Raw genomic sequence first — 6910 nt, 5'->3', positions numbered from 1 at the left:
GCGCGCCCCCGCGGCCCCCACGCCCCCCCCCCGCGCGGGGGGGGGGGGGGGGCCCGCCGCCGCCCGGGCGGGGCCGGGGGGGGGGGGGGGGGCCCCGGGCCCCGGCCGGCGCGGGCGCACCCGCAGCGGGCCCCCGGCTCGGATTCACCCGGATCCACCGGCCGGTCGGGTGAACACACCCGGGACTCCACCCGAAGGGCGCACACTGCGCACCGGAGCTGCCACGCTCCGGTGGCAGGCGACCGCACGGTGGATGACGGTGGATCAGGCGCACCCCCCGCGAGTCCCCTTGTCCGGCACCGTGCCGGCAGTCGCGGTCCTGCGCGCCGGAAGGATCATCCTCATGCGTTCTGCACGCACGCTGCTCGCCGGGGCGGCCGTCGCCGCCGTCCTGACCGTCGGTACCCCCATGGCCTTCGCCGACGGTGCCGCCGACCAGGGTAAGAACCTGACCTGGCAGGAGAAGCAGGACAAGCCCGAGACGAAGCCCTCCGACAGCTCCAAGGCCACCGACGACAAGAAGGTCGGTGCCGCCTCCGAGGAGCACAAGGGCACCGACGAGCACTACAAGGGCACCGACGACCACAAGAGCACCGACGAGCACAAGGCCACCGACGACCACAAGGCCGTCGAAGCCAAGGGCGAGGACCACAAGACCCCGCACGGCGGCGTGCACACCGGTGGCGGCGGTCTGGCGGTGACCGGCGGCGGGCTCGCCTCCGGCGCGGTGCTGCTGCTCGGCGGCCTCGGGGCGGGCGCGTACGCCCTGCGCCGCAGCCGCCGCGCCTCCGGCGCGGTCGCCTGACGGCAGGCCCTGCCAGGGCGTGCCCGACAGGGCACCCTGCTTCCGCCGCCTCCGGGCGTCCTCCCCGCACGGGGCGGGCGCGCCGGGGGCGGCGGTCCGTCGCGGAACCGGTTGAGCGGAGGACAGGAATGACGGGCGGTCCCGCCTCTGGAAGGCCCCGGCTGCTGCGCGCGGGGATGGGCGCGGCAGCGGTCGGGCTGCTGCTGATCTACAACTCGGTGGACACCGGGTCGGACGCGGACGCGGAGGACGGCAAGTCCGCTCCCCCGGCGGCCGCCGGACCGACCGTCCCCGGGCCGTCGGGTGCCGCCACCAAGGCCCCGGCCGCCGGCCCGCAGGCGCCGGTGCTCAAGCGCGCCAAGCCGACCCGGCTGCGGATCCCGCAGATCGCCGTGGACGCGCCGTTCACCGAACTGGGGCTCGGTCCGACCGGCCAGCTCGACGCGCCGCCGCCGGACGAGAAGAACCTGGTCGGCTGGTACCGGGACGGCGTCACCCCGGGCGAGCGCGGCAGCGCCGTCCTGGCCGGCCACGTGGACACCTCCAAGGGCCCGGCGGTGTTCCTGCTGCTGAGCTTCCTGCTGCCGGGCAACAAGATCGAGGTGAGCCGCGCGGACGGCACGGTCGCGGTGTTCTCGGTGGACTCGGTGGAGACCTTCGCCAAGGACGCCTTCCCCGACGCGAAGGTCTACGGCAGGACCCCCGACGCCCAGCTGCGGCTGATCACCTGCGGCGGCACGTACGACAAGAAGAAGCGGGACTACCTCGACAACGTGGTGGTCTTCGCCCACCTGGAGTCCTCGCACCCCGGCTGAGCCGGTCCGGCCGCCGTGCACACGACCGCCGGCCCCCGAGTGTCGGGGGCCGGCGGTCGTGTGCGGGGCGGCGGTGGCTCAGCCGCTCACGGTGGCCTCGAAGGCGTGCAGGTAGGGGTTGACCGGGCGGACCGCGGTGACGGTCAGCCCGGCCTCCGCCATCAGCCCGACCATGCTCTCCTCGGAGTGCTTGGCGCCGCCGACGTTGAGCATCAGCATCAGGTCCATGGCGGTGGTGAACCGCATCGAGGGGCTGTTGTCGACCAGGTTCTCCACCACCACGACCCGGGCGCCGGAGCCGGCCGCCTTCACCACGTTGGCGAGGGTGCGGCGGGTGCTGTCGTCGTCCCACTCCAGGATGTTCTTGATGATGTAGAGGTCGGCGCGGACCGGGATCTCCACCCGGCAGTCGCCCGGCACCAGGCTGGCCCGGGCGGAGAAGGCGCCGCCGGGCTGGAGCCGGGGGTCGGCGCCGGCCACCACCTTGGGCAGGTCGAGCAGGGTGCCGTGCAGTGCCGGGTGCCGCTCCAGCAGGCTGGCCAGCACGTGGCCCTGGCCGCCGCCGATGTCCGCCACCGAGTCGATGCCGGTGAGGTCCAGGTACTCGGCGAAGTCCTCGGCGGACTGCCGGCTGGAGGTGGTCATCGCCTTGTCGAAGACCTTCGCCGAGTCGCCCCCGTCGCTGTGCAGGTAGTCGAAGAACTCCTTGCCGAACAGCTCGGGGAAGACGTTGCGGCCGGAGCGGACCGCCTCGTCCAGCTTCGGCCAGGCCTCCCAGGTCCACGGCTCGGTGCACCAGAGGGAGATGTAGCGCAGCGAGTTGGGCGCGTCCTCGCGCAGCAGCCGGGACATCTCGGTGTGCTCGAAGCGGTCGTCGCCGCTCTCCGCGAAGATCCCGTAGCAGGCGAGGGCGCGCAGCAGGCGGCGCAGCTGGCGGGGCTCGGTGTCGAGTGCGACGGCGAGGTCGGTGACGGCGGTCGGGGTGTCGCCGAGCACGTCGGCGACACCGAGCCGGGCGGCCGCGCGGACGGCGGCGGCGCAGGCGGCGCCGAAGACGAGCTCGCGCAGGCGCATCGCGGCCTGGGGGCTGGTGTGGGCGGGGGCGGTGGTCATGGCGGGGCTCCTCGGATCCATGGGAGTGCCTGGGGCGGCGGGCGGCGAGGGGGTGCCGGGGCTCAGCAGCGGCCGGCCGGCTCGGAGCGCTCGCAGGTGTTGCGGGCGAAGGTGTTGTCGGCGCCGGGGTCGCGGTCGGCGAGGTCGGCGGGGCCGTTGCCGCTCAGCTGGTTGCCGGTGATCACGGCACGGGCGTTGGAGACGCCGACCACGCTCCGGAAGAGGACGATGCCACCGGAGAACTCCGAGGTGCCCGTGTTGTCGCGGACCTCGTTGTCCGTCACCCGGGTGTCCTCGGTGCCGGTGAGCACGATGCCGGCGCCCTGGATGGCCCCCAGCCGCGGGTTGGCCGCGCAGAACTTGTTGTTGCCGATGACGGTGTTGTGCCGGACGTCGAGGTTCCCGGCGCGGGGCACGCCCTCGTCGCCGACCACGAAGACGCCGGCGCAGTTCCCGATGATCCCGTTGTCCTGGACGGCCAGCCCGCGCAGCCGGCGGACGGTGACGCCGACGCGGTTGCCGGTCAGCACGTTGCCCTCGACCACGGTGCCGCCGGTGTCGGGCGAGCCGCCCTCGCGGTAGGCGTAGTTGGCGAGGAAGACGCCGGACTGGCCGTTGTCGGTCGAGCGGTTGCCGCGGATGGTGGCCCGGGTGGACATCTCCTGGCTGATGCCCTGCTGGGCGTTGTCATGGACGTAGGTGCCGCTGACGGTCAGGCCGGTGGTGCCGCTGGCGTCGATGCCGTTCTTGCGGAAGCCGGTGACGGCGAGGCTGTCGATGGTCACGTCGGACAGCGGCTGCTCCTCGGTGCCGACCACGCAGAGGCCGTGTCCGGCGGCGCCGCAGGCGTTCTCGGTACCGTCGCCGGGGACGATCACGCTGTCCGCGCCGGAGCCGCGCAGGGTGAGGCCGGGGGTGGTGATGCGGACGCTGCCCCGGTAGGTGCCGGGGAGCAGTTGGACGGTGTCGCCCGGTCTGGCGGCGTCGACGGCCTGCTGGATCGACTGGCCGGGGTGGACGAAGTGCGGGGAGGTGCCGATGTCGGCGCGGGCCGCGGGGGCGGCGGCCAGCGCGGTGAGGGCGGTGGTCAGGGCGGTGGCGGCGGCGGTGGCCGCGGCGAGGTGGTGGACCCGTCGCGTGGGCATGAGTGGTGACCTGTTTCTTTCGGCGCGCGTGGCGTTCCTGCTGGTGTGGTGGTCTTCCGCACGGCCCGGCGGCGTGGGCTGACGCGCTGTGCGCGGGCGGTGACGGCCGGTGGGTGCGGCCGTGTCGACGGTATGGGCGGCCGGGTGGGCCCGCCACCAGGGCTGGGCTGCGGGGCTGACGGGGTGTCGGCCGGAGGTGGGACGGCCCGGCGTGGCGCGCGGTCGTGGGCGGTCGGGTGTGGCCGGCGAGCGGGGGGAGGGTGACGGGTGGGGCGGAGCGACGGGTGGGGCGGGGCGTCGGTCCCCGGCGGGTACGGCGACGCGCCCGGCTGCGGAGGGCGGTCGGGCGCGTCGGGTGTGGCGGATGCGTCGGGCGTGACGGGTGCGTCGGGTCCGTCGAGCGGTCGGGCTCGGCGGCCCGGGGTCAGGCCGCGGCCCGGGCCTGCGGCCCGAGGCGGACGGGCAGCGCGGCGAGGTGCCAGGCGGCCGGGTTCGGGCCGCGCTCGACGGCTTCCGGGCCGACCGCGAGGGCCAGCCCCGGGTACGTCCGCAGCAGGGTGTCGAAGGCGACCACCGCCTCCTGGTGCGCCAGCACCGCACCCAGGCAGCGGTGGGTGCCGTGGCCGAAGCCCAGGTGCGCCTCGTGGTGCCCGGCGCGGTCCGGCGCGCTCGCCCGGCAGACGTCCAGGCGCTCGGGATCGGCGTACGCCCGCGGGTCGTGGTTGGCGCCGGCGAGGATCGGCATCACCGCCTCGCCCTTGCGGACCAGCGTGCCGGCCAGGAGGAGGTCCTCCGTCGCGTACCGCGGCACCCCGCCGATGGTCGGGCCGCACCAGCGCATCAGCTCGTCGACGGCGGCGGGCAGCAGGCCCCGGTCGGCCCGGACCATCGCCAGCTGCTCGGGGTGGGCGAGCAGCGCGGCCGTTCCGTTGCCGATCAGGGTGGCGGTGGTCTCGTGGCCGGCCACGATCAGGTTGAGGATCAGCGAGATGCTCTCCACCGGGTCGATGGTGTCGCCCTCCGCCGCGGCCAGCCGGGAGAGCAGGTCGTCGGCCGGTTCGGCCCGGCGGCGCTCGACCAGTTCCCGGGCGGCGGCCACCATGGCGCGCAGCGCCTCGTCCAGCCCGGGCCCGGCGCCCCGGCCGAGGTAGGAGCTCCAGCGGCGCCACCGCGGGCGGTCGGACTCGGGGATGCCGAGCAGTTCGCAGATCACCGTGACGGGCAGCGGGTAGGCGAAGTGCGCGACCAGGTCGACCACGCCGTCCGGGCCGGCGTGCTCGGGTAGCGCCCGGGCGTACTCCTCGGCGAGCCGTTCGATCCGGGGCCGCAGCCGTTCCACGGCGCCGGTCGTGAAGGCGGGGTGGACCAGCCCGCGCATCCGGCGGTGCCGGGCGCCGTCCGCGCCGAAGACCCCGGCGCGCAGGTACTTCGCGCACTCGGGCGGCATGCCGCGGGCGCGCCAGACCTGCTCGGTGCGGTGCGCGGGGGCGGAAGCGGGGGCGGTGCGGTCGGCGAGGGCGGGGGCGGTGCGGTCGGCGGGGGCGGGGCTCTCCGCGGCGGTGGGGCCGGCGACGGCGTTCACGTCGTTGACGAAGCGCGGGTCGGACAGCACGGTGCGGACGTCCTGGTACCGGACGGCGATCCAGAACGGCTCCACGCCGGGGATGCCGGCGCGGGCGAGCGGGGCGCGCTCGCGCAGGTCGGCGAAGGCGGTGAAGGGGTCGCGGATCAGGTGGTCGGCACGCAGGTCGACGGTCTCGGCCGGTTCGGCGGTGGTCACGGCTGCCTCCTCAGGAGTCGCGGAGTCCATCTGGTCACGGATCGTGACGGAGGGGCGGAGCGCGGTCCCCGGTTTCCGGGCCGGATTCACTCGATCGAGCACGGCGGTACGTTTCGTCCCGACGTGGCACGTCGGGCATCGGGCCCCGGGGGCCTCCGGGGCTCCCGGACCGGCCCGCCCGACGCCGGGGGCCGGTCGCGTGGCATGCTCGGGGCCATGAGCACCGTCCCCGTACCGCCCGCCGCCGCCCGCCGCAACCCGATCGGCGCCCACGTCCCGGTGGCCGGTCGCGGACTGGCCGGCACCGGCCTGGCGTACGCGGACCGGGTCGGCGCGGAGACGGTGCAGGTGTTCGTGGCCAACCCGCGCGGCTGGGCCACTCCCCCGGGCACCCCGGCCCAGGACGAGGCGTTCCGCACCGCCTGCGCCGAACGGCGCATCCCGGCCTGGGTGCACGCCCCGTACCTGATCAACTTCGGCTCGGACAACCCGGCCACCCGGGAGCACTCGGCCGACTCGCTGCGGCACTCGCTGCGCCGCGGCCACGCCATCGGCGCGCTCGGCGTCGTCCTGCACACCGGCTCGGCGGTCGGCACCGCGCCCGGCGGCGGTTCGCGCCGGGCCGAGGCGATGGCGCAGGTCCGGGCGGACGTCCGGCCGCTGCTGGAGGAGCTGGACCGGCTGGGCGACGACGCGCCCTGGCTGCTGCTGGAGCCGACGGCGGGCCAGGGCAGCTCGCTCTGCTCGCGGCTGGAGGAGCTGGCCGAGTACGTGGAGGCGCTGGACCACCACCCGAAGGTGGGAGTCTGCCTGGACACCTGCCACGCCTTCGCCGCCGGACACGACCTGGCGGAGCCGGGCGGGGTGACGGCCGCACTGGACGCCCTGGCCGCCGCGGCCGGTCCGGGCCGGCTGCGGTTGATCCACGCCAACGACTCCGAGGACGTCGTCGGCGCCCGCAAGGACCGGCACGCCAACATCGGCGCCGGGATGATCGGCGCCGAGCCGTTCCGCGAGCTGTTCGAGCACCCGGAGACGGCCGGGGTACCGCTGGTGGTGGAGACCCCGGACCGCAAGCACGGCGGGGACGGCACCGGGCACGCGACGGACATCGCGGTGCTGAAGGAGCTGCGGGCCCGGGCTGCGCTCCGGGGCCTCGCGGCCCGGGCGGCGAAGCCCCGGGAGCCGGTGGCCGCCGGACAGGCGTGAGCCCGGAGACCGACGGACGGCCTCCGGGCCCGGAGGGTGCGGG

At 75.8% G+C, this 6910-nt stretch carries 6 protein-coding genes; 3 read left to right on the top strand and 3 right to left on the bottom strand.

All coding sequences use genetic code 11. The annotated features are described in order from the left end of the window. Nucleotides 1–343: 343 nt before the first annotated feature. Both ACFY0X_RS35290 and ACFY0X_RS35285 read left to right on the top strand, forming a co-directional pair. Complete coding sequence (locus tag ACFY0X_RS35290) at nt 344–805, top strand: hypothetical protein (protein ID WP_387760610.1); 462 nt, start codon at nt 344–346, stop codon at nt 803–805. A gap of 128 nt (nt 806–933) precedes the next feature. Further along, entirely contained in the window at nt 934–1620 is a 687-nt protein-coding gene (locus ACFY0X_RS35285) for a class F sortase (protein WP_387760609.1), read from the top strand. A gap of 78 nt (nt 1621–1698) precedes the next feature. Here the strand turns inward: ACFY0X_RS35285 and ACFY0X_RS35280 are convergent, their stop codons facing one another. The 3 genes from ACFY0X_RS35280 to ACFY0X_RS35270 form a co-directional block, all read right to left on the bottom strand. Continuing rightward, nucleotides 1699–2733, bottom strand: a complete 1035-nt coding sequence (locus ACFY0X_RS35280) for a methyltransferase (RefSeq protein ID WP_387760608.1) — start codon at nt 2731–2733, stop codon at nt 1699–1701. Nucleotides 2734–2795: 62 nt separating this feature from the next. Then, nucleotides 2796–3878 (bottom strand): nitrous oxide reductase family maturation protein NosD, encoded by a 1083-nt coding sequence (locus ACFY0X_RS35275; RefSeq protein ID WP_387760607.1) that lies wholly within the window; start codon nt 3876–3878, stop codon nt 2796–2798. Between the two features lie 424 nt (nt 3879–4302). After that, nucleotides 4303–5658 (bottom strand): cytochrome P450, encoded by a 1356-nt coding sequence (locus tag ACFY0X_RS35270; RefSeq protein WP_387760606.1) that lies wholly within the window; start codon nt 5656–5658, stop codon nt 4303–4305. Nucleotides 5659–5874: 216 nt separating this feature from the next. On the opposite strand from ACFY0X_RS35270, the gene ACFY0X_RS35265 reads away from it, so the two are divergent. After that, nucleotides 5875–6867, top strand: coding sequence for a deoxyribonuclease IV (locus ACFY0X_RS35265; RefSeq protein ID WP_387760605.1), 993 nt, complete (start codon nt 5875–5877; stop codon nt 6865–6867). The last annotated feature ends 43 nt before the right edge of the window (nt 6868–6910 follow it).

The organism is Kitasatospora sp. NPDC001547 (genome assembly GCF_042894165.1).
Taxonomy (GTDB): Bacteria; Actinomycetota; Actinomycetes; order Streptomycetales; family Streptomycetaceae; genus Kitasatospora.
The sequence above is the reverse complement of the archived record's forward strand: the minus strand, read 5'-3'. Positions and strand labels throughout refer to the sequence as shown.